The sequence below is a fragment of the Shewanella marisflavi genome, assembly GCF_002215585.1.
Lineage (GTDB): Bacteria > Pseudomonadota > Gammaproteobacteria > Enterobacterales > Shewanellaceae > Shewanella > Shewanella marisflavi.
Genome location: NZ_CP022272.1, coordinates 2,602,906 through 2,627,660 on the forward strand (window position 1 = coordinate 2,602,906; position 24,755 = coordinate 2,627,660).

22 protein-coding genes are annotated in these 24,755 nt (G+C 48.9%); 9 read left to right on the forward strand and 13 right to left on the reverse strand.

Features of this window, described 5'->3' with window-relative positions; translation table 11 throughout:
- Positions 1 to 49: 49 nt before the first annotated feature.
- Together rne and CFF01_RS11385 are read left to right on the forward strand one after the other, a co-directional pair.
- Positions 50 to 3,499 (forward strand): ribonuclease E, encoded by a 3,450-nt coding sequence (gene rne, locus CFF01_RS11380; RefSeq protein ID WP_088904865.1) that lies wholly within the window; start codon positions 50 to 52, stop codon positions 3,497 to 3,499.
- A 126-nt stretch (positions 3,500 to 3,625) separates the two neighbouring features.
- Positions 3,626 to 5,185 carry a SulP family inorganic anion transporter gene (locus CFF01_RS11385; RefSeq protein WP_088904866.1) on the forward strand — a complete coding sequence of 520 codons (1,560 nt, stop codon included), beginning with the start codon at positions 3,626 to 3,628 and terminating at the stop codon, positions 5,183 to 5,185.
- 46 nt (positions 5,186 to 5,231) lie between these two features.
- On the opposite strand, the gene CFF01_RS11390 is transcribed toward CFF01_RS11385, so the two are convergent.
- Complete coding sequence (locus CFF01_RS11390) at positions 5,232 to 6,149, reverse strand: bifunctional methionine sulfoxide reductase B/A protein (RefSeq protein ID WP_088904867.1); 918 nt, start codon at positions 6,147 to 6,149, stop codon at positions 5,232 to 5,234.
- Positions 6,150 to 6,455: 306 nt separating this feature from the next.
- On the opposite strand from CFF01_RS11390, the gene CFF01_RS11395 reads away from it, so the two are divergent.
- Positions 6,456 to 7,295 (forward strand): isopenicillin N synthase family dioxygenase, encoded by an 840-nt coding sequence (locus CFF01_RS11395; RefSeq protein ID WP_088904868.1) that lies wholly within the window; start codon positions 6,456 to 6,458, stop codon positions 7,293 to 7,295.
- 107 nt (positions 7,296 to 7,402) lie between these two features.
- Positions 7,403 to 8,344, forward strand: coding sequence for a ribosome biogenesis GTPase YlqF (ylqF, locus tag CFF01_RS11400; RefSeq protein ID WP_033539557.1), 942 nt, complete (start codon positions 7,403 to 7,405; stop codon positions 8,342 to 8,344).
- A gap of 90 nt (positions 8,345 to 8,434) precedes the next feature.
- Here the strand turns inward: ylqF and CFF01_RS11405 are convergent, their stop codons facing one another.
- Positions 8,435 to 8,899, reverse strand: coding sequence for a low molecular weight protein-tyrosine-phosphatase (locus tag CFF01_RS11405; RefSeq protein WP_088904869.1), 465 nt, complete (start codon positions 8,897 to 8,899; stop codon positions 8,435 to 8,437).
- Between the two features lie 15 nt (positions 8,900 to 8,914).
- The gene (locus tag CFF01_RS11410) at positions 8,915 to 9,754 is read right to left on the reverse strand and encodes a DNA ligase (protein ID WP_088905938.1); all 840 of its coding nucleotides are present in this window, start codon (positions 9,752 to 9,754) and stop codon (positions 8,915 to 8,917) included.
- 249 nt (positions 9,755 to 10,003) lie between these two features.
- On the opposite strand from CFF01_RS11410, the gene CFF01_RS11415 reads away from it, so the two are divergent.
- Both CFF01_RS11415 and CFF01_RS11420 read left to right on the forward strand, forming a co-directional pair.
- On the forward strand, positions 10,004 to 10,375 hold the full coding sequence (locus CFF01_RS11415) for a diacylglycerol kinase (protein ID WP_088904870.1): 372 nt from the start codon (positions 10,004 to 10,006) through the stop codon (positions 10,373 to 10,375).
- A gap of 219 nt (positions 10,376 to 10,594) precedes the next feature.
- Complete coding sequence (locus CFF01_RS11420; RefSeq protein WP_033539554.1) at positions 10,595 to 11,494, forward strand: hypothetical protein; 900 nt, start codon at positions 10,595 to 10,597, stop codon at positions 11,492 to 11,494.
- 15 nt (positions 11,495 to 11,509) lie between these two features.
- On the opposite strand, the gene CFF01_RS11425 is transcribed toward CFF01_RS11420, so the two are convergent.
- Positions 11,510 to 12,736 (reverse strand): nucleoside recognition domain-containing protein, encoded by a 1,227-nt coding sequence (locus tag CFF01_RS11425; protein WP_088904871.1) that lies wholly within the window; start codon positions 12,734 to 12,736, stop codon positions 11,510 to 11,512.
- 88 nt (positions 12,737 to 12,824) lie between these two features.
- Between CFF01_RS11425 and rsmF the strand changes: the two genes are divergently transcribed.
- Positions 12,825 to 14,276 carry a 16S rRNA (cytosine(1407)-C(5))-methyltransferase RsmF gene (gene rsmF / locus CFF01_RS11430; RefSeq protein WP_088904872.1) on the forward strand — a complete coding sequence of 484 codons (1,452 nt, stop codon included), beginning with the start codon at positions 12,825 to 12,827 and terminating at the stop codon, positions 14,274 to 14,276.
- A gap of 298 nt (positions 14,277 to 14,574) precedes the next feature.
- Here the strand turns inward: rsmF and CFF01_RS11435 are convergent, their stop codons facing one another.
- From CFF01_RS11435 to apbC, 8 genes are all read right to left on the reverse strand, one after another.
- Positions 14,575 to 15,357, reverse strand: coding sequence for a TatD family hydrolase (locus CFF01_RS11435; protein ID WP_088904873.1), 783 nt, complete (start codon positions 15,355 to 15,357; stop codon positions 14,575 to 14,577).
- A 45-nt stretch (positions 15,358 to 15,402) separates the two neighbouring features.
- A complete protein-coding gene (locus CFF01_RS11440) occupies positions 15,403 to 15,729 on the reverse strand; it encodes a PilZ domain-containing protein (RefSeq protein WP_033539550.1) in 327 nt (108 codons plus the stop codon).
- Between the two features lie 6 nt (positions 15,730 to 15,735).
- A complete protein-coding gene (gene holB / locus CFF01_RS11445) occupies positions 15,736 to 16,671 on the reverse strand; it encodes a DNA polymerase III subunit delta' (protein WP_232479427.1) in 936 nt (311 codons plus the stop codon).
- Positions 16,671 to 17,300, reverse strand: coding sequence for a dTMP kinase (gene tmk, locus CFF01_RS11450; RefSeq protein WP_088904874.1), 630 nt, complete (start codon positions 17,298 to 17,300; stop codon positions 16,671 to 16,673). The genes holB and tmk overlap by 1 nt, the downstream gene beginning before the upstream one ends.
- Positions 17,297 to 18,304 (reverse strand): endolytic transglycosylase MltG, encoded by a 1,008-nt coding sequence (mltG, locus tag CFF01_RS11455; RefSeq protein ID WP_088904875.1) that lies wholly within the window; start codon positions 18,302 to 18,304, stop codon positions 17,297 to 17,299. Before mltG ends, tmk begins: the two co-directional genes overlap by 4 nt.
- Positions 18,301 to 19,134: an aminodeoxychorismate lyase gene (gene pabC / locus CFF01_RS11460; RefSeq protein WP_088904876.1), complete on the reverse strand. Its 834-nt coding sequence runs from the start codon at positions 19,132 to 19,134 to the stop codon at positions 18,301 to 18,303. Before pabC ends, mltG begins: the two co-directional genes overlap by 4 nt.
- A 259-nt stretch (positions 19,135 to 19,393) precedes the next feature.
- Entirely contained in the window at positions 19,394 to 20,029 is a 636-nt protein-coding gene (udk, locus tag CFF01_RS11470; RefSeq protein WP_033539545.1) for a uridine kinase, read from the reverse strand.
- Between the two features lie 11 nt (positions 20,030 to 20,040).
- A complete protein-coding gene (apbC, locus tag CFF01_RS11475) occupies positions 20,041 to 21,153 on the reverse strand; it encodes an iron-sulfur cluster carrier protein ApbC (RefSeq protein WP_033539544.1) in 1,113 nt (370 codons plus the stop codon).
- A gap of 159 nt (positions 21,154 to 21,312) precedes the next feature.
- Here apbC and metG point away from each other — a divergent pair, with 159 nt between their 5' ends.
- On the forward strand, positions 21,313 to 23,334 hold the full coding sequence (gene metG / locus CFF01_RS11480) for a methionine--tRNA ligase (RefSeq protein WP_088904878.1): 2,022 nt from the start codon (positions 21,313 to 21,315) through the stop codon (positions 23,332 to 23,334).
- A gap of 94 nt (positions 23,335 to 23,428) precedes the next feature.
- Here metG and CFF01_RS11485 read toward each other — a convergent pair whose 3' ends face one another.
- A complete protein-coding gene (locus CFF01_RS11485) occupies positions 23,429 to 24,181 on the reverse strand; it encodes a Nif3-like dinuclear metal center hexameric protein (protein ID WP_088904879.1) in 753 nt (250 codons plus the stop codon).
- 210 nt (positions 24,182 to 24,391) lie between these two features.
- Between CFF01_RS11485 and CFF01_RS11490 the strand changes: the two genes are divergently transcribed.
- Positions 24,392 to 24,736: a hypothetical protein gene (locus CFF01_RS11490; protein WP_088904880.1), complete on the forward strand. Its 345-nt coding sequence runs from the start codon at positions 24,392 to 24,394 to the stop codon at positions 24,734 to 24,736.
- The last annotated feature ends 19 nt before the right edge of the window (positions 24,737 to 24,755 follow it).

Sequence of the window (24,755 nt, forward strand, 5' to 3'; positions counted from 1 at the left end):
TCGAAAAAGCTTGGTTTGATGACCTTATTTTAAGAAGAAATACGTCATCATGAAACGGATGTTAATTAATGCGACTCAATCTGAAGAGTTGCGCGTTGCCCTAGTTGATGGGCAACAACTGTACGATCTAGACATCGAAAGTCCAGGTCACGAACAGAAAAAAGCCAATATTTACAAAGGTAAAATTACCCGCGTAGAACCTTCACTCGAAGCGGCTTTCGTTGACTATGGTGCAGAGCGCCACGGTTTCCTTCCCCTCAAAGAGATTGCACGCGAATACTTCCCCAAAGGCTACTCCTTCCAAGGCCGTCCTAACATTAAAGAAGTCATTAAAGAAGGTCAGGAAGTCATTGTTCAGATTGATAAAGAAGAGCGTGGCAACAAGGGCGCGGCCCTTACCACCTTCATCAGCCTGGCAGGTTCATACCTAGTATTGATGCCTAACAACCCTCGTGCTGGCGGGATATCACGCCGTATCGAAGGTGATGAGCGCACCGAACTCAAAGCGGCTATGTCTGAGCTTGAAGTGCCACAAGGCATGGGGCTTATCGTTCGCACCGCCGGTGTAGGCAAAGACGCAGCTGAGCTAAAATGGGATCTTAAGGTGCTTCAGCACCACTGGGCCGCCATCGAAGAGGCAGCGCAAAACCGTCCAGCACCTTTCCTGATCCATCAGGAAAGTAATGTTATCGTACGCGCCATCCGTGACTACTTACGTCGCGATGTAGGCGAAGTGTTGATCGACCACCAACGTATCTACGAACAAGCCAAACAACACGTGGCTCTCGTTCGTCCTGACTTCGTTGATCGTATCAAGCGCTATGAAGCAGAAGTGCCTCTCTTTACCCATTTCCAGATTGAAACCCAGATCGAGTCAGCCTTCCAACGTGAAGTACGCCTGCCATCGGGTGGCTCTATTGTGATCGATCCTACTGAGGCTCTAACCTCTATCGATATCAACTCTGCCCGCGCAACTAAAGGCGGTGACATCGAAGAGACGGCACTCAACACCAACCTTGAAGCGGCTGACGAAATCGCCCGTCAGTTGCGTCTGCGTGACTTAGGCGGTCTGGTAGTTATCGACTTTATCGATATGACACCCGTCAGACACCAGCGCGAAGTGGAAAACAGAATGCGCGATGCCGTACATCACGACAGAGCTCGCGTTCAATTAGGCCGTATCTCTCGCTTTGGTCTGATGGAGATGTCTCGTCAACGTCTGCGCCCATCGCTTGAAGAGTCTGCCGCGCACCTCTGCCCTCGCTGTCACGGCCAAGGTACGATTCGTGGTACAGAATCTCTAGCGCTTTCTATTCTGCGTCTGATGGAAGAAGAAGCGATTAAAGAGAACACCTCTCAAATCGAAGCTGTAGTACCTGTCGATGTAGCCGCCTTCCTGCTTAACGAAAAGCGCAAGGCTATTCGCATCACAGAGCAGCGCCACAATGTCGAAGTCTATGTGATCCCAGATCCAAACATGACTACGCCAGACTATCGTGTGACACGTCATCGTAAAGATGATCAAATTAGCGAATCTAGCTACAAGTTACTGGAGAAGCCAGAATCTAAGCTTTACGAACCCCGTAAGCTTGAACGCGCCGCCTCTCCTGAGCCAGCACTAAAAGGTTTCTCAGCACCCGCTAAGGCTGCCCCTGTCAGCGAAAAGCCTGCTCCTGTGAAGGAAGTGGCTAAGACTCATGCAGAACCAGGCCTCATCGCCAAGCTATTTACCGCTATTGGTAAACTATTTAGCAGCGAGCAAGAACAGCCGAAGGAAGAGAGCAAGAAAGAACAGCCTCGTCGCAACGCGCAAAACCGTAACAGTCGTCGTAACAACCGTCGCAACGACCCACGTAAGAGCCGCGATGAGAGCAGAGAGACCAAAGAAAGCGACAACAACAAGCGTAGCCGCAGCGCTAAGCCTGATGACGATAGTCGCGCCGCTAAGGGCCGCAATGATAAACGCCAAAAGCGTGATGAGAAGCCGCAAAGCCAAGCCAAGGAGACTGAAAGTCAAGAGCAGCAACCTAAGCAGGAAGCCGCTCGCGAACGTCGTCAACGCCGTAACATGCGCCGTAAGGTCCGCGTACAAACTGAGCAGCAAAAAGCCGATGAGGCCGCATTAGCTCTCGAGGTTGCCGAGCAGGCAAACGAGAAGTCTGTTCAGGTTGAAGCCGATACAGCCAAGACGGATGATAAACCACAACGTCAAAAGCGTCAGCCGCGTAAGAGCAAGCCAAAGCAGGAAAAAGTTAAGGCTGAAGATGAAGTGCTGACTACCCCAGTCGAAGGCGAAGAGCAGACAGAAACAGCAGCACCTCAAGTTGAAAAACAGGTCGATGACGTTGAAGCCCAAGCCGATACTGCAAAAGCTGATGTTGTAAAAGCTGAACCAGCAGAGGCCACCGCATCTGAAGAGGAAACCACCGAGGCTTCAGGCCAAGAGGGTGATACTGAATCTAAGCGCGAGCCTCGTGAAGGACAGCGTCGTAGTCGCCGCAGCCCTCGTCATCTACGCGCCGCGGGTCAACGCCGTCGTCGTGATGAAGAAAGCAACGGTGAAGCCAATCAAAATGCCGAACCTGCGTTTATTCCAAATGATGTGGAAACCGCGCCAATCCTCTCAGTTGAGCAGGAAGCAACAGAAACTGGTAACCATGTCGATGACACAGTACAAGAGAAGCTCACTCAAGAGAGTGTTGCCAATCAACCAGAAGCGCAAGACGCTGATGTCGTCAACGAAAAAGGCGAAGCTGCTAAAGAGGAAGTAAAGGCCAAACCTAAACGCCGCGCACCTAAAGCAAAAGCCGTTGCAGAAGAAACTGAGGCAGATAACACGCAACAAAATCTGCCACTAGCTGAGGAGGCTCAGGCTAGCCTGAAAGAGGAAGTTCAGGTAGAACTAGACTTGACCAGCACAGTTGAAGAAGTCAACGAAAGCCAAGCTGAACAAGCGCCAATAAGTGAGCCAGTGGCTACTGAAGCGCCAGCAGTTGAAGTTGCACCGGCAGAAACCTCGAAACAAGAGCAAAAGCCTGCGCAAGTTGAAACTCCATCAGTTGACGTCGCAGCCAAAGTTGTTGAAACAGAGGTTGTGGTTGAGACTGCAGCACAAAGTGCAGTTAATGAGCCAGCACAGTCAGAGGCTGAACCAGTCGTGACTAAAGCCGAGAGTGTGCAGGTTGCAGCAACACAAGTGGCCTCAGCACCAATGGCTAAGCCTGCTCAGGTACAAGCGCCTCAAGTTAAGGTTGCTGTAAAACCAGCTCCTGCAGTTGAAGCGAGTACGCCATCGCCAAAAGCGGAAGATAAGGTTGCAGCAAGAACCACTAGCCGTTTTGGTGCTATGGTGAGTTCGACTATGACCAAACCTGAAGTCGAAGCCAGAGCCCATGTAGAGATCCCATCGGGTCGCCAATATGAGCAAACGGCGAAGGAGGCAGCGGCTGAGTCAACCAAGCGCGCCAACAGCGCAAATTCGGACATGGCTCGTCCCTAGGGTATAATTAGCCTCTACTAAAAAAGCCATGCACTATTGCATGGCTTTTTATTTTATTGGCGCAACTATTTTGCTAGTATGCGCGGCCGATAATCATTCAACTAACAAACTAATAACAGAGGCTAAATGTTCGATCTTATTCGTCACAAAACTGCCAGTCACAGGGCTGACTTGTTATCCGGACTCACGGTTGCCTTGGCACTGGTTCCCGAAGCTGTAGCATTTGCATTCGTTGCAGGTGTTGAACCTATGGTAGGCCTATATGCAGCCTTTATCATGGGACTGGTGACGGCGCTAATTGGCGGTCGGCCCGGCATGATCTCCGGCGCGACGGGCGCTATGGCTGTGGTTATGGTGGCTCTGGTTGCCGAACATGGCGTGCAGTATCTCTTTGCCGCTGTGGTGTTGGCAGGCCTCATACAGGTTGCCTGTGGCCTGCTAAAACTAGGAAAGTTTATCCGTATTGTGCCCTACCCTGTCATGATAGGCTTCGTTAACGGCTTGGCGATCGTGATCTTTCTCGCCCAGCTGGGGCAGTTTAAAGTTCCCGATGCCAACGGCGTATTAACTTGGCTGCCGCAGGATCAGTTATTGCTGATGTTAGGGCTTGTGGCATTAACCATGGCCATTATCCACTTTTTACCTAAGCTGACCACGGCATTTCCCTCGTCCCTGGCGGCAATTCTTACCGTAACGGCCATCGTAGTCTACTTCGAACTCGATACCCGAAATGTATTGGATTTCTTAAAATCCATGACGGGAGAAGAGAATGCCACCATAGCGGGTAGTCTGCCAAGCTTCTCGATTCCGGCTATTCCATTCAGTTTGGAAACCCTCTACATCATTCTACCCTACTCCTTTGTTCTGGCTGCTGTGGGCCTAATCGAGTCGCTGTTAACCCTTACCGTGATCGACGAAATGACCAGTACCCGAGGTAAAGGCAATAAGGAATGTGTCGGCCAGGGAATAGGTAATATCACCAGTGGTTTCTTTGGAGCCATGGGGGGCTGTGCCATGATTGGTCAGTCAATGATCAACATCAACTCTGGTGGCCGAGGTCGCCTGTCAGGCATCACAGCTGCCATCGCGCTACTCGCCTTTATTCTGTTTGGCTCGGCACTGATTGAGATGATCCCGCTGGCGGCGCTGGTTGGTGTGATGTTCATGGTGGTATTAGGCACCTTTGAATGGGCCAGCTTTAAGGTAATGCGTAAAGTACCTAAACATGACGCCTTCGTGATTGTTCTGGTAACGGTTGTAACCGTATTTACTGACCTTGCCTTTGCTGTATTTGTCGGGGTGATCGTCTCGGCCCTAGTATTTGCCTGGGAGCACGCCAAACATATCAATGTCGATGTCAGCGAAGACGCTAACGGCTGGAAAGTCTATAAGCTTAATGGCCCGCTCTTCTTTGGCTCTGTTGCCGAGTTTTTAGAGCTGTTTCACGCCAAGACAGATCCTGAAGATGTGATTGTCGATTTCCAAAATTCTCGGGTATGTGATCACTCGGCGTTAGAAGCCATAGACACCCTGGCAGAGCGTTATGTCAGCTCTGGCAAGCGTCTACACCTTCGTCACCTCAGCTATGACTGTAAGCAGTTACTCCACAAGGCTGGCGATCTGGTAGAGGTTAACTTAATCGAAGATCCACATTATAAGGTGGCCGACGACAAGTTAGACTCTTAAGCAAATCCACTTAAGCAAAAAGGCGCAGATTGCGCCTTTTTGCTTTTTATACCGTGCCGGATTTTAGCCGCTGTTTAAACAAGGCCTTCACCTTCTCGACCTTAGGCTTAACCACCATCTGACAATAAGGCTGTTCACTATTATGCTCAAAGTAGGCGTCATGATAACTCTCGGCAGGATAGAAAGTATCTAACGCTACCAGCTCAGTCACGATTGGCTTATCGAAGACATTGGCATCGGCGAGCTGCTTGATCATCTGAGTCGCTATTTTTATCTGCACATCATTATGGGCAAATATCGCCGAACGATATTGGGTTCCCACGTCGTTGCCCTGTCGATTAAGCGTGGTGGGATCATGACTTTGCCAGAATACCTCTAGCAACTCTTCAAAGCTGATAATGTGGCTATCAAACTCTATCTGCACCACCTCGGCATGCCCTGTATCACCGCCGCAAACTTCACGGTAGTTAGCCGTTGTAGCGTCACCACCTGCGTAACCCGACTTTACCGAGATAACCCCTCTTAGCTGAGCAAAAATAGCCTCCAAACACCAGAAACAGCCCCCCGCCAATGTCGCCCACTGTATATGGCTGTCGGCCGCCTGAGACCTTGACTCCCCCTTAAACACCATAGAGACTGAATTTACACAGTGTCGAAGGTTTTTATCTGTCAAATACTCCCCCTCAAACAGATGTCCAAGGTGCCCTCCGCACTGGTGACACACTATTTCAGTGCGATGTCCATCGGCATCCGGAACCCGTTTCACTGCGCCAGGGATCTCATCATCAAAGGCTGGCCAGCCACAATGCGCATTAAACTTGTGCTCAGACAGGTAAAGCGGTGCATCGCAGCGCTTACAATGGTATACACCAGGCGCATCATGCTGATTGTATTCACCACTAAAGGGCCGCTCAGTGCCCTTATCTTCAATAACATGTCTTTCAAATTCAGTTAATTTGCGCATAGTTAAATACTCTTACTCTTCCATACTTCTATTACTACCACTGATGCGGCTAGACCGCTTTCATATCACATAATAAAAGAGACAACAGCAGATAAAGACCCACTATTTTACTAGGTTATTTCAGTATTATAATCTTTTTTCAGCTGTTTAGTAGCTAATGGCTGATTGTAGTATTGAAATGGCGCTCCAAAAACTCATTCATTTCCTTAATCAAACAATATAAATGTGATTTTAGTCACACCCGATTGCCCTAAAAGGATCGCGGCGGTACACTTTCTGCGGGGTTCAATAACAAGAAAACAAAATATGAAATTAGAAACAATAGACTACCGTGCCCAAGACAGTGCCAAGCGATTCGTCGAGTCCTTACGCGAAACTGGATTTGGCGTACTCTCCAACCACCCAATCGACAAAAATTTAGTCGATAAGATCTATGAAGAGTGGCAAGCCTTCTTCAACAGCGATGAGAAACAAGACTTTCTTTTTAAAGCCGAAACCCATGACGGCTTCTTTCCAGCCGAGGTATCAGAAACCGCCAAAGGCCATACAGTTAAAGATATCAAAGAGTACTATCACGTCTATCCCTGGGGACGTATTCCAGAATCACTCAAGGCGAACATCCTGCGCTATTACCAAGAAGCCAATGCCCTGGCGGAAGAGTTATTAGGTTGGGTTGAAGAGCACACCCCTGCCGAAGTTGCTGCCCACTACTCTATGGCGCTGCCAAAGATGATAGAGAACAGTCATAAGACCTTGCTGCGTATTTTGCACTATCCACCCATGTCGGGAGATGAAGAGCTGGGTGCGATTCGCGCTGCCGCCCATGAAGATATCAATCTGCTCACCGTGCTACCTGCAGCTAACGAGCCTGGTCTTCAAGTGCAAACCAAATCCGGTGAGTGGTTGGATGTACCGAGTGATTTCGGCAACCTGATCATCAATATTGGCGATATGTTACAAGAAGCTTCCGGCGGCTACTTCCCGTCGACGACCCACAGAGTGGTCAACCCTCAAGGTGCCGATAAGACACGTTCGCGCATCTCGCTGCCCCTCTTTCTCCACCCTAAGCCAGAAGTCGTGCTTTCCGAGCGCTACACCGCCGATAGCTATCTGATGGAGCGTTTACGCGAACTAGGCGTTATTTGACGACATACACTATTATAAAAAGCGCCTGTTGGCGCTTTTTATTTATGATTTTTAAGCCATATCAAGGTAAAATCCCTCCCCAAATTTTCAAGAAATAGAGTACAAAGATGGCAATTCAGTGGTTTCCGGGTCATATGCACAAGGCACGCAAAGAGATTGCAGAGGTCATGCCTCAGGTCGACTTGGTGATCGAGGTGCTCGATGCCCGTATTCCCTACAGCAGCGAAAACCCTATGGTCACCAGTTTGCGTGGTGATAGACCCTGTATCAAGCTACTCAATAAATCAGATCTTGCCGATCCGGCCATCACCCAGCGATGGATTGACTACCTTGAACAGGAACAAGGGGTTAAGGCTATGGCCATCACCACCTTACAAGCTGCTCAAGTACGCAAAGTACCTGAATTATGCCGTAAGTTGGTTCCCAATCGTGACACCGTCGAGAAAGATATTCGCACCATGATAATGGGCATTCCCAACGTAGGTAAGTCAACGATTATCAATACCTTGGCGGGAAGAGTAATTGCCAAGACAGGTAATGAGCCCGCAGTCACTAAAACGCAGCAGCGCATAAACCTGAAAAATGGCATCGTGCTCTCTGATACGCCCGGCATACTCTGGCCCAAAGTAGATAACGAAGCCAGTGGTTATCGTCTGGCGGTGACAGGTGCCATTAAAGATACGGCAATGGAATATGAAGATGTAGCCATGTTTGCTGCCGAGTATTTCTTACAAGCCTATCCAGAGGCGATGCTGGAGCGTTATAAGCTGAAAGAGCTACCCAAGGACGACATAGGCTTGCTGGAAGCCATTGGACGTAAGCGCGGCGCTCTCAGACCGGGCGGCAGAATCGATCTGCACAAGGCCTCTGAACTGCTCCTGCACGAATTCCGCTCGGGTAAAATAGGCCAGTTGTCACTGGAAACCCCTGAGATGGCCGAAGCCGAGAAGGCAGAAGTAGCACGAATCCTGGCCGAAAAGGAAGCCGAGAAGCAAGCCAAGCTAGAGGCTGAACGATTAAAGCGCTCAGGAGTGCGCCACAACGATTAATCTGTGTCTGTTTTCGCTCGACAATGACAAATGAGAGCGACGATACCATGAGATTGCGATGAGCCATGAAAGGGCTCATCGCCATTCAAATTAAGGTGCAATACGAAGCAATAGCTGCTCACAGCTGGCCTCGAGGAGATCAAGCACCTGCTCAAATCCCTCATCACCACCATAATAAGGATCTGGTACTTCACGCTCCCCCTCGCCTAAAAAAGAGAGCATTAATGCCAGCTTAGACTGATGCTGAGTCGGACAGCGCCCTCTTAACTCACGCAGATTAGCCTTATCTGCCGCTAATATCAGATCAAAACGTTCAAAATCTTCATCCACCACGCCCCTCGCCTTAATACCGCTAAAATCTAACCCTCGACGCTCACCCGCCAGACGTGCTCGCCTATCAGGCCCTTCCCCCTCATGATAGGCCGAGGTGCCCGCCGAATCACAAACCAAAGTGAGACCACGTTTAGCAAGTAATCCCCTGAAAACCGCCTCGGCCGTTGGCGACCGACAAATATTACCCAAACAGACAAAGAGTACTGAGCTAACTGAAGACATAATTTTCCTTTTACTCTATAGCGGCTCTCTAATGCGCAAAAAACTGGCAAATCTCGGCACGCCCTTACTGGTATAGCCATAATACTTGTAGGTAACGGTACTGCCAATGGCTGGCGGCTGGCGGCGCTGGGCATCACTAAAGCCGCTACCGATTTTAAAACGTATCCCTTTACTGGTTTCAACCAACAGCGCCCCCATCATGCCTTGGTACTTACCTTTGCCTGGCAGATGAGCGAGCACCTTTGCCTCCGCATCTTGATAAGACTTAACTTTAACCAGATCGCCATTTCGTCCAGCACGGTAACGGGCGCTTTCATGATGCAGCATCAAACCTTCACCACCTTGGGCGACAAGCTCTGCCAGGGCTCGATTCAACGCTTCTTGACCCTCGATGCGACTCTGTTTGATAACCTCAAGGAACTCTGACAGCTCAGAATAACGCTTTAGGGCCTCGGCGTAGCGTTCGCTAAAGGGTAATAGGATAGCCGGGTAGTCAAATACCATAAACTTGACGTCGCGCCACCGCTCTGGATTGGCATCCGAATCTCGTACCAAGGCCGAGATCTCTTCAAAGCCTTGGCGCTTAATCCAAAGTTCACCATCGAGTGGCTCGTTAGGAAAACCTTGAGTAAACCAAATAGGTAATTTAATAGGGTGCCCTGAGCGTGTCCACATTCTAGCGCCATCCCAGCGACCTCTCACACCATCGAACTTTTCACTAACCAGATACTCATACAACGGATGGCTAGCTTCCTTGCTACCGGCCAATTGCAAGCCAGATTGAGAGGCTGTTACGGTCGAGCCAGCGCTATCATCTAGATTATCTGCTAATGACCAAGCTGAAATGCTCGTCATCAGCATCGTTAAGGCTAACCACCAAGGACAAAGATAGCGACTGAGATAATAAGTAGTGAAATGCATAAGCTCCTCCGTGAGCAAATGGATAATAAGACAAAGATTAAGTTTAGCGTAAAGCCTTTCAGGCTGATGTTTTGCTGGTTATGAGAGTGTTATACTAGCGCCCACTTTGAGACAGGGCCCCTCACACAGCACAATTTGCGCCACAAACGGACCCAATAAAACAATAGTAACGAATGGACACCTATGAAACCGGAAAATAACCACGGCATCAAACGCATCTTTAGGGCAACAGGTTTCTCTATCCAGGGCCTTAAACTCGCATGGCAATCAGAGGCTGCTTTTCGACAGGAATTAATCTTGGTCGCCTTCATGTTGCCGGTTGCCTTCTTACTCGACGTGACTGTTGTTGAGCGTATTCTTCTCATCATGACACTGATGATTGTCTTAATCGTCGAGCTGCTTAATTCAGCCATAGAGGCGGTTGTAGATCGTATCGGCCCTGAGATCCACCCCCTCAGCGGTCAAGCAAAAGATATCGCCTCCGCAGCCGTGTTTATCGCATTGGCTCTTTGCGGGCTCACCTGGCTACTCATTATTTGGCCATTAATATTTTAAATTCTGTCCCGTTCTCTTCGTCTCTGACACCTATTTTGAGACGAAGAGAATAAACTTAACCTAACTCTCATATTCAACAAAAACGCTGCTACCTTGACATTTTTTGATACAAATCATTCACAATTAAAAATATCCTGCTAGAATGATTTACGTGTAAAAAAGTCTTACTAAAAAAATCAATAACTTATTATAATTATTAGTTGATAGAGGTTGTAGTTAGTGGTTAAATCGGTCGCCATATTAAGCTTAGGTCTAATAAGCTCTTCGGTATTCGCTGCAGGGACTGACAGCTCATATTCGGTATCGAAACCAGTAGAACCCAGCGAAGTCATGCTAAAAGTCGGCGGCTTCTACTCCAACTCTAACTCCAGCATGGATGTTACTAACCCACTTCTGGGTAATAATTTCAAACTCGATTTCGAAGAAGACTTAGACTTAGAAGAGTCGCAATTTCTGCCATTTTTTGAGGCAAGCTATCACTTTAATTCTCGCCACAGTATCTATGTCGATTGGAAACAGCTGCACCGTAAAGCAGAGGTACAGAAACTCACTGTGCCCTTTCAGGTCACCTTAGACGATCAGGTTTACGATATTCAGTCTGGTGCCAGGTTAGAAACCACCCTCAATATAGATATTGCGCGTCTAGGTTATGCTTATAACTTTTACCAGGGAAATAACTTTAACCTGGGAATGACACTTGGCTTGCACACCATGTTTATCAAGACAGCGTTTGATGGCGACATCGGTGTCTGCGCCAAGGGTGAGACCCTACAGCAATGCGCACAAACGGCCACCCCAAGATTTGTCGATGAAGAGGTAACGGCCCCGCTGCCTGATGTAGGCCTGTATGGCGACTATGAGTTTAGCCCAGGCTTTAAATTTAATGCCCACGCGCAATATTTCTACATCAAACTCGATGATATCAAGGGAAGCTTGGTGGATATTCGTGCAGGTGTCGAAGCCGAAATCACTAAGAACTGGCATATGTCAGCCTCCTTTAACTACTACAAGGTCGATGTCGATTTTAAGCGTAATGGCTCAGATGAGCTGAATGTCGCCGACTACAACCTTTATTACAGCTTTATTGGCCCTATGTTGTCGGTCAGCTACCGCTTCTAATCACCAGCCTATTTCTTAACCATAAAACTGATAACAGACCCAGATGGCGGCGCAGATCCCTGCAAAGTCTGCGCTAAGCCCACACACTAACGCGTGGCGGCCATTACGTATCCCCACGGCGCCAAAATAGACGGCTAGCACATAAAAAGTGGTCTCAGTACTCCCCTGTAGGACCGCCGCCAAACGTCCGGCAAACGAATCTACTCCATGATACTGCATGGTTTCCAGCATCATTGCCCGCGCGCCAGAGCCACTAAAAGGCTTCATCAGCGCTGTCGGCAAGGCATCGATAAAGCGGGTATCGCCTCCCAACAAGTTAACCAGTGCTGCAATCACCCCAAGCAGATAATCGAGAGCCCCTGAGGCGCGCAGTAATGCAATCGCCAGCAACATGGCTAACAGATAGGGAATCAGCTGTACTGCCTGGGTAAACCCCTCTTTGGCGCCACTCACAAATTCATCATAGACCGCCACCTTGCGTAGCCCTGCGACCAAGATAAAACTAAAAATCAGTAGCACTAAGATGCCATTGCCCATCGTTGTTGAAAATTCGCCGATAGCAGTGACAGTCAAGGTGCCAAGGTAGAAAACCAAGGCCGACATTGCAGCCAGCAGTAGGGCGCCATACCCGAGTATGACGCTATTAAATAACGATATCCTTTGATACAGCGCCACGACCAATACACCAACCAGGGTCGAAGCCGTCGTCGCCAACAAGATAGGTAGAAAGATATCCGCCGGCGCCTCGGCACCTTGCTGGGCGCGGTAGAGGAATACCGTCACGGGAACTAAGGTCACCGAGGAAGTATTGAGCACCAGAAAAAGGATCTGTGCGTTGGTGGCCACACTCTTCACCGGATTGAGCGTTTGCAAGTCATGCATCGCCTTAAGCCCTAAAGGGGTTGCAGCGTTGTCCAGTCCGAGTACATTGGCAGTCAGATTCATTGTCACACTGCCAAAAGCGGGATGCCCTCTTGGCACCTCTGGCATCAGGCGACTTAGCAGCGGTTCAAATAGCCGTGCAAAAACACCGACTACACCTGCTTTTTCACCGACACGCATTAACCCCATCCATAAAGATAAGACGCCAATCAACCCCAAGGCAATTTCGGCGGCCAACTTGGCACTGGCAAATAGGGCATCGACCACAGCAGACAATATCTGCCATTGGCCTTGAAACAGGCTAATGGCGATCGCCACTAAGGCGACGACAAAAAAGGCAAACCAAACACGATTTAACACCCGGGACTCCTTTCACCCAAAGCTTTACTCAAGGCGCAATAATGGATGTGGTATACTGCCGAATAACAATATCTCTTTTCTGCTTCCTATGGTTCAACTAAATCAAAAATTTATCAATAGCATAGCTAAAGATATGCCGGATCATCTCTCGATGGATGAGTTTATCAGCTACTGTGCCAAGCCCCTTCGCCCTTCTATCAGGGTTAACACTCTCAAAATAGCAACTTCAGACTTCATCACGCTGATGAGTGCCAAAGGCTGGCTATTCGAGCCGGTGCCTTGGTGTGTTGACGGATTTTGGGTAAAGGTCGACGAGTCGGTGCAGTTAGGCAACACCATAGAGCACATTCAAGGGCTATTTTATATTCAGGAGGCCAGCTCTATGCTGCCGCCTACGGCTCTCTTTCCCGAGCCTATAGAGGATGCAGCGTCCCTGACTGTACTCGATATGGCGTCTGCCCCTGGCTCAAAAACCACTCAGCTGGCCGCCATGATGACCAATCAAGGCTTACTGGTCGCCAATGAATACTCCTCCAGCCGCGTGAAGGTACTGCATGCCAATATGTTGCGTATGGGCGCCAGCAATATAGCGCTAACACACTTCGATGCCAGAGTATTTGGTCAGTACCTTTATGAGACATTCGATGACATATTGCTCGATGCCCCCTGCGGCGGCGAAGGCACAGTACGTAAAGATCCTGACGCGCTCAAACACTGGGACGAAGATGAGATTGAAACCATCGCTGCGGTCCAGCGCGACCTTATCGAGTCGGCGTTTTTGGCGTTAAAACCTGGCGGCTCTCTGGTCTATTCAACCTGTACCCTAAACCGACGTGAAAACCAAGATGTGTGTCTACACCTCAAAGCCAAATACGGTGAGGCTGTGCAATTTGAATCCCTTGCAGCACTATTTCCCGGCGCCGAAAAGGCCTGTACCAACGAGGGCTTTTTACATGTCTGGCCACAGATCTTTGACAGCGAAGGCTTCTTTATCGCCAAGATTTCAAAATTGTCCACTGTTCCTCGCGCTGATGAGGAGCCTCGCAGACAGAAGAATTTTCCCTTCGCGTCTGCGGGCAAGAAAACGAGTCAGGCGCTGTGCGACTACTTTGACACTAGCTTTGGGATCGATCTCACTACGCGGGGCGAGATAATGCAAAGAGACGATGAATTTTGGTTGTTCCCCTACAATATTCAACCGCTCATCGGCAAGATACGTTTTCAGCGCATTGGCCTCAAACTGGCCGATGCATTAAAGAAAGGCTTTAAGCCCCGCCATGAAGCCTTGATGGCGCTGGCCAATAATACGCAAGGGATCCCGCTGGACGAAGTTCAGGCGATTCAATACCTAATGGGACGTGACATTACTTTAGCCAATAAAGAGAAACCTCAAGGTGAGCAGTTGGTTAGCTACCATGGGGCCCATTTAGGCCTGGTAAAACATTTGGGAAATAAACTCAAAAATAGCCTGCCACGGGATCTGGTGCGAGATAAAATCTGCCATTCTGAAATGAGTGAAGTTGAACCGATATCCAAGTAGATCGACTTAAGTCGATCCTTCTGCGGAGGCCTCAATTACCAGTTGAAAACATTTTGTTACAATTTGACTGAATATTTACCAAGGGTAGCTCGGCAGTGAGGCTGAGTTTGACTACACTAAAAGCCTGAGACAAATTCGAGGCAATCTCAAACAGTAGCGCACGGCTCTGCAAAGAGCCATTCCCCTAGACCCAGAACAATTGGAATAGTTTTGGGTCTTTTTTTGTCTCAAATATCTAGAAGCTATTATATAGAGACAATACAGGGGTCGATATTTAAAGCCCTAACCTTTCACCAGCCTAGAGAAGTTTAGCTGCGTCTTTAAACAGCCTAAAGAAGTTGTCACCGGTATATTGAGCAAGTTCTTCATACTTCTCGCCACGCAGTTCGGCCACGAACTCGGCCACATCACGTACAAATGCAGGCTGATTCTCTTCACCGCGATGGGGAACAGGTGCAAGATAAGGCGCATCAGTCTCCACTAGGAGTCTGTCTTTAGGTACCTTACGGATAACGGAGCGCAACTCCCCTGCATTTTTAAAGGTGACAATGCCAGATACTGAGATATAAAAGCCGAGATCGATAGCGGCCTTCGCCATATCCCAATTTTCAGTAAAGCAGTGCAGTACTCCACCGACTTTGTCGGCCTGGCCCGCTTTTAACATGGCAATGGTATCCTCGCGCGCATCACGGGTATGAACGATAAGCGGCTTATCAACCTCTACCGCCAAGGCGATCTGCTGCTCAAAGCAAGTTTGTTGCAACGCCTTGGTCTCACCAGAGTAGTAATAATCTAATCCTGTTTCACCGATGGCGACCACTTTTGGATCTTTGAGGTAAGCATGTAACTGCGCCGTATCAAGCCCCTCCTGTACATCGAGCGGATGTACGCCAGCCGACAAGAACACCTGTTCAAACTCTGCCATTTTCGCCTGCATGGCCGCAAAACCTTGCTGACGAACATTGACGCACAAAAAGTACTCCACACCTCTGGCCTTAGCCTGGGCAAGTATATTTTTCAATGAGTCCTGATCTGGCGCCGCCTTTAGACGATCAAGATGGCAATGGGAATCGATAAGCACGCAAAAATCCTAAGTCACTACTAAAAGGAGGCAAAGGATAGCTATCTACATAGTGCAGGTCAAATCGCCTGAAGCGAGTTCGCGAGAAAGTAGGTTTTCGATATGATGTTTATGGGTAGAGGCATCGGTAACGATCTTTACCCCTATGCCTGCTGGTCGACCGCCCGAGGCGCCCAACGGATTGATCCAAACAACCAAGCCTTGAAACTCATGACGAACGGTAGAACCAGGCAGTTGATAGGCAATGGTTAACTCCTGCCCTAAATAATGGCTCTCAGTTGTAGCCACAAATAAGCCCGCCGGCTGGATAAAGGGCATGTAAGCTCTATATAGCTGATGTAATGTATCAAAATTAACCACGAGATCGACCATATTATTTTAACTTGTTGTTAGCGACTGATACTCTAAGATAAACGCCTGAAAAACGGCCATAAAATTCACATTGGGCATCATACTCAAGCTATGATACGTCTCCATCACCTCGGCTGCAAATTTTGTTATCTTAATGTTAATTAGCGCGTCAGCATTTTTCTGCTTGACCAGTTTTTGTCGTAGAACAACATACAAAACTTTAAGTGCATCAGAAACTTGCTTTTCATTTATATTAGTTAAGTTAGCACACAGGTGTCCAGACGACAAACTTTGTATCCAGGCTTTTCTAAGGCTAACCAAGGTCTCATAACGCTCATCTTTTAAAGCACTTAACAGATCGACAGGTCCGCCGACCACAGGCAAGCACCAGGTGACATCGCGCTCCAGGCTAAACTGCTCGTTAAGCCAAGTCTGTACCGCTTGCCTGCTAGGCAACTGGCAATGTAAGCGCTGACAGCGGCTACTTATGGTAGCCATCAAACGGCTAGGGGTATCACTCTGGAGCAGTAGCAATGTTTGCTTTCCTGGCTCTTCCAAAGTTTTCAACAAGGCATTGGCCGCCGCCGTGTTGAGGCGTTCACAGTTTTTCAGTACTGCCACCCGCATCCCGCCCTGCTGAGCGGTTGCCGTCAGTTTCTGACACAGTTCACGTACTTGATCGACCTTGATCTGATTACCATCGGCCTCGAGATTATAAAAATCCGGATGATTACCCGCAGCAAATAACTGACAGCTCTTGCAAACGCCGCAGCCTCCTGTGGTCGTTGTCGCCGTGCAAAGAGCGGCTTTGCCTAATGTCTGCGCCAGCTCCATGCCACCGTAGCCTTGGTGAATCCCCAAGAGGTAGGCATGCCCTTGCTGCCCCGTCATCAGCTGATGACAAAAAGATGCGGTAGGCTCTGTTAACCAAGGCAGCAGCATAGTCCCTTCCTGTTTTATCATTACCAATCTTGGCGCTGTAGCACAGCTAAGATCTCTTTATGCACTTCAGCCATAGTCTGACTTGCATCGATCACCACGATAGACTCGTCCTCGTTAGCGATTTTCAGATAGGTCGCCCTGGCACGCTCGAAAAAGCTCAGGGCCTGCTGCTCAATTCTATCTAACGCGCCACGATCCCTTGCTCTTTGCAGCCCAAGCTTTGGGTCGATATCCAAGTATAAGGTGAGATCGGGTTTAAAACCCTTTAGGGTCGCCTGGCTCACGGCCTCGACCAAAGGCATCAATTGACGACCACCACCTTGGTAAGCCAAAGAGGAAAGATTGTGACGATCACCTAGTACCCAACGGCCCTTTGCTAATGCAGGCTTGATCACATTGGCAACCAGTTGAGCCCTAGCGGCATAAATGAGTAAACACTCTGATTCGTCACACAAGGGGTCATTCGGATCGGCAATCTTAACCAAGTCACGAATGCGCTCGGCCAACGGTGTTCCACCCGGTTCACGAGTGCAAACGGGCACCTCACCGTTGTGCTTTTCAATAAAGTCTCTGACCAAGGCGATGGCACTGGATTTTCCTGCCCCTTCCAAGCCCTCAATAACAATAAATTTCGCGCTGCTTTGCTTCATCGATTTCTCTGGTATTTATCTACAGCACGGTTGTGCTCGTTTAATGTTTTAGAAAAGATATGGCTGCCGTCATTCTTCGACACGAAATAGAGGTAATCAACATCAGCTGGTTGCGCCGCCGCCATTAAGGATGCAGTGCTTGGGGCTGCTATGGGAGTTGGCGTCAAACCATTAATACGATAAGTATTGAATGGCGTTTGCTCCCGCAGATCTTTACGTGTGATGTTACCTTGATAGCGATCACCCATACCATAGATCACGGTTGGATCGGTCTGCAAACGCATCCCCTTACGCAACCTATTGGTAAATACCGCCGAGATCCACGGGCGCTCACTGGCCTTGCCTGTCTCTTTCTCAATAATAGAGGCCATGATAAGCAGCTCATAAGGACTTTTTAACGGGATGCTTTTATCCCGCTGTTGCCAGGCCTTATCGAGTTCCTGCTGCATCTTTTGGTAACTCTGCTGCAAAATCACCAACACAGAATCACCGGCGCCATAATGATAGGTATCTGGGTAAAACTTACCTTCGGGCAAGTTGGACTCATCACCATTATTTCGCAGCACTCGCAGGAAAGGCTCCTCCTGCCACTGAATGCGAGGCAACTGCTTCAGAAGTGCTCGCCACTCTTTGATACTTTGACCTTCGATAAGGGTAACTGAAAACACCATCTCACGTCCCTGATTGAGCTTCTCAAGCAACTCGATAATGCTCTCATTCGGGGTGATTTGATACAAACCACTGCGGATCTTGGCAAGCTCAGGATGTAGCTTGACCAACACCTTAAGCTTCCAAAGCTGATCTATGGCACCGGTTTGCTCCAATGCCAGAGCCATCTGCGAAAAAGAGGTGCCGCGAGCAACTTCAAATTCCATAGGCTGTTGAAGCTTAAGGGGCGTCTGGCTATAACTCACCACACTTTGATAAACCCAATATAAACCTACCGCACTCACACATAGCAGGGTGAAGAGTGTAGCAAGCACACCAATAATCAGTTTTCTCATAACGTTAGTTTTAATTCTTGCCTAATGTTTGCCAGCAGCGGACTTAGGCTAAATGAATGGTTATCTATTTGGGTAATGCCAACGGCCCCAAACAAGCTATTACTGGCCAGGACATGGTCAAATTTCGCGAGTTCACTGGGCAACACCTGACGCGCCTCAACATTAAAACCGGCAGCGACAAACCAGAGTATCAACTGCTCACGCATCACTCCCGCCACACCAGAAAAATGCAGGCTCGGCGTTACCAGTGTTTGTCCTTGAATAAAAAAGAGGTTTGCCATAGACGCTTCAACAATACCAGTATCAGTGTCGCAGACCAGCCAATCATCAAAGCCTTCGGCGAGCGCCTGAGCCCTGATCAACACTTGCTCGAGTCGATTTAAGTGTTTGATGCCGGCCAGCAGCGCCTGCTTGGCCAGACGCACCTGACTGGTTTGCAGTCTGATGCCTGTTTCTTGCCACTGGCGATAATGAGCAGGGATCTCATGAAGCGATATGACCTCTGTTAGCTGCGGGCTTTGTGGTGGCATGTAACCTCGTCCACCGACGCCTCTGCTAATGAGTAGCTTAAGACAAAAATCGTTTGAATACTGGGTATCGCCCTGCGCACAAGCTTCTGCCAGTTGACTACGCAATGCCTGAGTCGCTTGCCAGGGGATCCCCAAGCGCTTCGCGCCTTGTGCTAATCGCAGTAGATGGTTTTCTAGGAAGGCTATCTCACCACCTTGGCAACGCATGGTAGCAAAAAGGCCGTCGCCATAGGCGAGGCCTCTGTCGAGCGCCGACACGCTGGTGTTTCGCTGGCCGTTAATCCAAATCGCTTCAGACATTAGTTGTCCTGGCTGATCCGACTAGCAAGGGCTTCTTGCAGAGCGTTGTGTTGGGACCACTAAGCTCGATATAAGGAGCCCTACGGCCTTGAAATACGCAGAACTGATCACTTAATTTAACATCGCCACTGACGCCACTGACGCCACTTATGGTATCAGCACCCAGACGCGGCGCGATCACAATATTGCCGTGGTCTAAACATGTTTCAATGTCTAAATCAGTTAAACGCATCCCAGCCGAACTCCCAAAATACCTAATCTATTTTGCTAAAAGATGTTGAATTCTAGCTTTTAATATATCGGTCGCAATGCGGTTTTTACCACCGCGAGGCACAATAATGTCAGCGTATTGTTTAGAAGGATCAATAAACTGCAGGAACATAGGACGCACAGTCTGAGTATACTGCTGCATGACTGACTCCATAGTGCGGCCACGCTCTGCCACATCACGCGTCAAGCGGCGCATAAAACAGATATCCAGAGGCGTATCCATAAACACGCTGGCATCCATCTTCTCACGCAGATTTGGATCGGTTAGCAGTAAGATCCCTTCAAGAATAATCACCTTCTTCGGGGTCATAGTGACAGTCTCAGCCAAACGTGTATGTTCTGTGTAGCTATACTGAGGAATTTCCACCGCCTGACCGTTTTTCAGCGCGCTAAGGTGCTCGCACAAGAGTTGATGATCCAGTGCCTTGGGGTGATCATAATTGGTCAATACTCGCTGATCCATCGACAGATGACTCTGATCTTTATAATAAGCATCTTCGGCAATCACACCTATCTGGTCAGTGCCCAAATCACGACATAACTCCTCATAGATAGTCTTCGCGATTAGACTCTTACCCGACGCCGATGCCCCAGCGATACCAATTATGACACATTGCGAATTCATGCTTTTAAACCTTACTCATCATCTGAAATTGAAATAGATACGACACTCTGTGTCTGGCTCAGGGCAAGTTGTGCCCCGACTTTTCTGGCAATCTCCTTATACAGCAAGGCCACTTGGCTCTCACCGTCGGCGACCACAGTCGGCACACCTTTATCCACATCCTCACGAATATTGAGTTGCAGAGGCAATTGGCCCAGCAACGGCACATTATAGCGCTCAGCCATCTTAAGACCGCCATCTTCACCGAAGAGGTGTTCCTTATGACCACAATCACTGCAAATATGGAAGCTCATATTTTCCACTATGCCCAGCACAGGTATATTCACCTTCTGGAACATGCTTATCCCCTTCTTGGCATCTGCTAGGGCGATATCCTGCGGCGTAGTCACCACGACTGCACCGCTCACAGGCACCTTTTGCGATAAGGTGAGCTGAATATCACCTGTCCCTGGTGGCATGTCGATCACCAAGTAATCCAGTTCTGGCCACAAGGTCTCGTTGAGGAGCTGTGCTAAGGCGCCCGCCGCCATAGGGCCGCGCCACACGGCAGCTTCATCACCACTGACGATAAAACCAATCGACTGTGCAGCGATGCCATGGGCCTCGGCAGCCGTCATCATCTTGCCGTCAGGCGAAACAGGGTTAAAGTTGGGCACACCAAGCATTAAAGGAATTGAGGGACCATAAATATCGGCATCGAGTATACCCACCTTGGCGCCTTCGGCTGCGAGCGCCAACGCCAGGTTAACTGAAGTGGTTGATTTCCCCACGCCGCCTTTACCAGAAGCTACGGCGATCACCTGCTTGACGTTTGGTAAGGGTTCAACGGCGCCAGAAGAGATAACGGCAGGTTGAAAATCGATTTCACATTCCACTTCATCGATGGCATCGAGCACTGCTAACTTATTGGTGATTGCCATAACGGTGTCGCGATACTGGCTCTGACAGGGATAAGGATAACAAAGCCCAAGTTGCAATCGCTTGCCTTCGATATCTAGCTTGGTCACACAACCTGCGCTCACCAAACCTTGCATTAAATAGGGATCTTGATGGGCATCTAAAATCGCCAAAACCGGACCAAGCAGATCATCACTGAGATGATAATTCTGAGACGCTGAAGACAAAACGACTACCTCCGAAAATAAATTTGAATAAGTGTATCAGAAAAACTCTTCATATTCGGATAGATTTAATTCACTTAAAGCAGCTTTTGATGAAACTTTAGCGATGATCGGTTAGTATCTATGCCATTCTTTTTGGGCACTTACTGATTTAGAGACAAGATGGCAACTTCACAACGTAAAATTCTCGTGACCAGCGCACTTCCGTACGCCAATGGCCCCATACATTTAGGTCACATGCTTGAATATATTCAAACCGATATCTGGGCGCGTTTTCAAAAGCTACGCGGCCACGAATGTCACTATATCTGTGCAGACGATGCCCACGGCACACCCATCATGCTTAAAGCACAACAGCTGGGCATGGCGCCTGAAGAGATGATCGCTCAGGTACAGAAAGAACATCAGCAAGATTTTGCCGACTTTAATATCCAGTTCGATAACTTCCACAGCACTCACAGCGATGAGAACCGTGAACTGGCAAGCGAGATCTACTTAAAGCTGCGCGATGGTGGCTATATCAAGTCGAAAACCATCTCTCAGCTATTCGACCCTGAAAAGTCTATGTTCCTGCCGGATCGCTTCGTGAAAGGCACCTGCCCTAAGTGTAAGTCTGTCGATCAGTATGGCGACAACTGTGACAGCTGCGGCGCGACCTACAGCCCAACGGATCTGATCGATCCTAAGTCGGCGGTATCAGGCGCAACACCTGTGATGAAAGAAACTGAGCACTTCTTCTTCGACCTTCCCGCCTTCGAAGAGATGTTAAAAGAGTGGACCCGCTCAGGCTCACTGCAACAAGAGATGGCCAACAAGCTGGGCGAATGGTTCGACCAAGGCCTACAGCAGTGGGATATCACCCGTGATGCCCCCTATTTTGGTTTCGAGATCCCTGATGCGCCGGGTAAATTCTTCTACGTCTGGCTCGATGCTCCTATCGGTTATATGGGCTCATTCAAAAATCTGTGTAACAAGCGTAGCGACCTAAGCTTCGACGAATTCTGGGCCAAAGACTCTACCGCCGAGGTGTACCACTTCATCGGTAAGGATATCGTTTACTTCCACAGCCTCTTCTGGCCAGCCATGCTTGAAGGTGCAGGTTACCGTAAGCCAAACAGCGTATACGCCCATGGTTATGTGACGGTAAACGGCGCCAAGATGTCAAAATCTAAGGGTACCTTTATCAAGGCCAGAACCTATCTGGATAACTTAAACCCTGAGTACCTGCGTTACTACTACGCGGCTAAACTCAGCAGCCGTATCGATGACCTAGACCTTAACCTGGAAGACTTCGCTCAACGCGTCAACTCAGATCTCGTGGGTAAACTGGTTAACCTCGCCTCACGCACCGCAGGCTTTATCAGCAAGCGTTTCGATGGCAAGCTCGCCAAGGTAGCCGATACCAGCCTGAGCGAAACCTTCCTCGCCAAAGCCGATACGATTGCCGAGTTTTACGAAACCCGCGAATTTGGTAAAGCAATGCGTGAAATCATGGCGCTTGCCGATATCGCCAACGCCTATGTTGCCGATGCTGCACCTTGGCAACTAGTTAAGCAGGAAGATAAGCAAGAGGAAGCCCATCAGGTGTGTAGCAATGCGCTGAACCTGTTCCGCATCCTGGTTACTTATCTTAAGCCTGTGTTGCCTAAACTGGCCCAGGATGTTGAGACCTTCCTGCAACTTGAACTGACTTGGGATGATTTAGCCAAAGATCTGAGCGGTCACGAAATTGCGCCATTCAAGGCCCTGATGCAGCGCGTCGAAATGAAAAACATCGAAGCCATCATTGAAGCCTCGACCGAAAACCTCCAGGTAACTGAAGCCCCTAAAAGCCAGCTGGAGCTTGACCCTATCAGCGAAGAGATCAGCTTCGATGATTTTGCCAAGTTGGATCTGCGTATCGCTCGCATCGCCAAGGCAGAGCATGTACCTGAAGCCAACAAGCTACTTAAGCTGCAACTCGACCTAGGTGGCGAAACCAAGCAGGTCTTTGCCGGTATCAAGTCAGCCTATGCCCCAGAAGACCTAGAAGGCAAGCTAACTGTGATGGTGGCCAACCTGGCACCACGTAAGATGCGTTTCGGCATGTCTGAGGGTATGGTGCTTGCCGCAGGACCGGGTAAGAAAGATCTGTGGATTCTGGAGCCCCATGAAGGCGCTCAACCTGGCATGCGAGTCAAGTAAGCCAAATCCCCTTTGATTTAAAGCAAAAAGGCCGCTAATTAGCGGCCTTTTCTTTTAGGTTATCACCTAATAATAAGCTCAGTTCACAGCGCCACTACACTGGGTTGTGGATATCCACAAAGTGATGGGTCAAGCCAAACTCATTCGCCAGATGCTCGCCCAATGCCTTGATACCAAATCTTTCTGTGGCGTGGTGACCCGCAGCGTAGTAATGAATATTTTGCTCTACGGCGCTATGGAAGGTGCGCTCAGATACTTCGCCGCTAATAAAGGCATCGACACCTAGCTCAACCGCGATATCGATATAATCTTGAGCGCCGCCACTGCACCAGGCCAGATGATGGATAGCTTTATCACTCTCGCCAAGATGCAGCGCCTCACGTCCTAGTACGCTGGCAAGATGAGCAGCAAACGCACTTGGCGCCATAGGTTCATCCAAACGTCCTTGCCACACAAGGCCTTGAGCAACCCCTTCTACCGATTCCGCATCGATAATGCCTAGCTCTCGAGCCAGCTCAGCATTGTTGCCCAGCATAGGATGACCATCGAGCGGAAGATGATAGCCATAAAGATTAATATCATTATTAATCAGCGCCTTAATACGGCGATACTTCATGCCGGTAATGGTCTCTGACTCCCCCTTCCAAAAGAAACCATGGTGCACCAGCAGGGCATCGGCATTTAGCTCAACCGCTCTATCGATCAACGCCTGACAGGCGGTCACTCCAGTCACAATCGTCTTTATTCGCTCCTTACCTTCCACCTGTAAACCGTTGGGGGCATAGTCCTTATAATTGCCCACCTGCAGAAATTCCGTAAGGTAGCGGGTTAATGCTGTGCGATTCATCTAAGCTCCTAATCTGAATCAGATAAGATAAGCCAACCTCTCACTCAAGCACGAAAAATTAGCTGTGATATTAGCGCCTAGTTTAGCCATATCTGGGGCTCAGTTCATAGAAATACGTTGAATTTCTGTGAAAATTGGACATTTCGGGCGTTTCAACTATAAAATTAGGCCAAACCTTCAATTACACATTAAAAGAAATAGGTTAATACTATGTCAAAGTTGACCAAAGAAGAGGTAATTAGCTCACTCGAAACGGCCTTGAGTAAAGCCCAGGGTAAGAGCGTGACTATCGAGCAGAAAGGAAGCTGGTATAAGATCGATGGTGGTAAATCTCTTCGTTTTAGTGATTTAGAGGCCATGTTGGCCGAGCAAGGCACAGCGACTCCAGCTGCAAAAGCCACACCTAAAGCAGAAAAGCCAAAGGCTGCTCCTAAGAAGGCGGCGCCAGTAAAGGCTAAAGCTACTGCTAGTAAATCAACTTCTGGCGGTATGACGCCAAAAGAGCTATGGCGAGCCAAGCTTGCAGGTAAAGGACAACTACCTCGCGGTTTCTAAGTTAAACCGGCAAATAATG

Bases quoted from the DNA above. Each gene is read 5' to 3' on its own strand.
- rne (WP_088904865.1), top strand. From the start codon at position 50: ATGAAACGGATGTTAATTAATGCGACTCAATCTGAAGAGTTGCGCGTT.
- CFF01_RS11385 (WP_088904866.1), top strand. From the start codon at position 3,626: ATGTTCGATCTTATTCGTCACAAAACTGCCAGTCACAGGGCTGACTTG.
- CFF01_RS11390 (WP_088904867.1), bottom strand. From the start codon at position 6,149: ATGCGCAAATTAACTGAATTTGAAAGACATGTTATTGAAGATAAGGGC.
- CFF01_RS11395 (WP_088904868.1), top strand. From the start codon at position 6,456: ATGAAATTAGAAACAATAGACTACCGTGCCCAAGACAGTGCCAAGCGA.
- ylqF (WP_033539557.1), top strand. From the start codon at position 7,403: ATGGCAATTCAGTGGTTTCCGGGTCATATGCACAAGGCACGCAAAGAG.
- CFF01_RS11405 (WP_088904869.1), bottom strand. From the start codon at position 8,899: ATGTCTTCAGTTAGCTCAGTACTCTTTGTCTGTTTGGGTAATATTTGT.
- CFF01_RS11410 (WP_088905938.1), bottom strand. From the start codon at position 9,754: ATGACGAGCATTTCAGCTTGGTCATTAGCAGATAATCTAGATGATAGC.
- CFF01_RS11415 (WP_088904870.1), top strand. From the start codon at position 10,004: ATGAAACCGGAAAATAACCACGGCATCAAACGCATCTTTAGGGCAACA.
- rsmF (WP_088904872.1), top strand. From the start codon at position 12,825: ATGGTTCAACTAAATCAAAAATTTATCAATAGCATAGCTAAAGATATG.
- CFF01_RS11440 (WP_033539550.1), bottom strand. From the start codon at position 15,729: ATGGTCGATCTCGTGGTTAATTTTGATACATTACATCAGCTATATAGA.
- holB (WP_232479427.1), bottom strand. From the start codon at position 16,671: ATGATAAAACAGGAAGGGACTATGCTGCTGCCTTGGTTAACAGAGCCT.
- tmk (WP_088904874.1), bottom strand. From the start codon at position 17,300: ATGAAGCAAAGCAGCGCGAAATTTATTGTTATTGAGGGCTTGGAAGGG.
- mltG (WP_088904875.1), bottom strand. From the start codon at position 18,304: ATGAGAAAACTGATTATTGGTGTGCTTGCTACACTCTTCACCCTGCTA.
- pabC (WP_088904876.1), bottom strand. From the start codon at position 19,134: ATGTCTGAAGCGATTTGGATTAACGGCCAGCGAAACACCAGCGTGTCG.
- udk (WP_033539545.1), bottom strand. From the start codon at position 20,029: ATGAATTCGCAATGTGTCATAATTGGTATCGCTGGGGCATCGGCGTCG.
- metG (WP_088904878.1), top strand. From the start codon at position 21,313: ATGGCAACTTCACAACGTAAAATTCTCGTGACCAGCGCACTTCCGTAC.
- CFF01_RS11485 (WP_088904879.1), bottom strand. From the start codon at position 24,181: ATGAATCGCACAGCATTAACCCGCTACCTTACGGAATTTCTGCAGGTG.
- CFF01_RS11490 (WP_088904880.1), top strand. From the start codon at position 24,392: ATGTCAAAGTTGACCAAAGAAGAGGTAATTAGCTCACTCGAAACGGCC.